This window comes from Peptoniphilus sp. oral taxon 386 str. F0131 (assembly GCF_000090945.1).
In the GTDB taxonomy this organism is placed as follows: Bacteria; Bacillota; Clostridia; order Tissierellales; family Peptoniphilaceae; genus Anaerosphaera; species Anaerosphaera mikwangii.
Genome location: NZ_GL349429.1, coordinates 1 through 1,129 on the forward strand (window position 1 = coordinate 1; position 1,129 = coordinate 1,129).

General features: G+C 21.8%; 2 protein-coding genes. One reads left to right on the top strand and one right to left on the bottom strand.

Annotated elements, in window-relative coordinates; all coding sequences use genetic code 11:
* Positions 1 to 611 (bottom strand): transcriptional repressor LexA (lexA, locus tag HMPREF0629_RS07550; protein WP_009222717.1); only part of this gene is annotated, 611 nt, incomplete at its 3' end.
* A 159-nt stretch (positions 612 to 770) separates the two neighbouring features.
* Here lexA and HMPREF0629_RS07555 point away from each other — a divergent pair.
* Positions 771 to 1,064, top strand: coding sequence for a LysM peptidoglycan-binding domain-containing protein (locus HMPREF0629_RS07555; protein WP_009222718.1), 294 nt, complete (start codon positions 771 to 773; stop codon positions 1,062 to 1,064).
* The last annotated feature ends 65 nt before the right edge of the window (positions 1,065 to 1,129 follow it).

A 1,129-nucleotide genomic window follows, 5' to 3' on the forward strand; every position in this document is an offset into this window, starting at 1 on the left:
TTTCTATATAATCCAATTATTTTACCTAATATTTTTAATTCTTTTACGTAAATAGGTTCCATAAAATCATTTTCTGGTTGTAATTTGTAAAAATCTTTTTCTTTATAAAAAGTTTTAATTGTAGATTCGTCACCAATTAAAGCAAGAACTTTATCTCCATTTTTAGCGTATTCAGATTTTTCTATTATAACATAATCACCATCAAATATTCCTACATTTATCATACTTTCACCTTTAACTTTTAAGATAAAAAGATTTTTATCTCGAACAAATTCAATAGGGAGGGGACAAGTATCTTCTATATTATCGTATGCTAAAATTGGCATTCCTGCAGTTACAGAACCTACTATTGGTATGTCGACAGTCTTTTTTTTAATCATTAACACATCATCATTATTATCTATTATTTCAATAGCTCTTGGTTTTGTAGGATCTTTTTTTAAATAACCTTTATTTTCTAATCTTTCTATACTTGTATGAACAGTAGAAGTACTTTTAATATTTAATTTAATTCCTATTTCTCTAACAGTAGGAGGATATCCTTTAGATTCTAAAAATCTTTTTATGAAAAAAAGTATATCTTTTTCGCGTTGGTTTAAATCTTCGTACATTAAAAAACCTCCTAAATTTATTTGATTTAATTATATCAAAAAAGAACAAATATTTCAAACAAATGTTTAATTTATATTGACAATGAATGTATGTTCGTTTAAAATATAAATAGAACATACATTCTGAACATATATTTAAATATTTAAAGGGGGATATTTATGAAAAATAAAAAAATTATTATTAATAAAATTAGATGTTTATTTTTGTTAGCATTAATGTTTATATTTACAACAGCTGTAAAAACTGTTAATTTAACTTCATATTTATGTCAAAATAATTGTAAAAATGTATATTATATTGTATCTGAAAATGATAATTTGTGGAACATAGTTGATAATTATCAATATAACTATGAAAAAAGAGATTATATTGATAAAATTATTAAACTTAATAATATAGATAATCAGCTAAAACCAGGAGACATAATTTTAATTCCAGATGTACTTAATTAACATTATTATATGCTAGAAATATTTTGACAATATAAGCATAATAAATGNANANATATATATATATA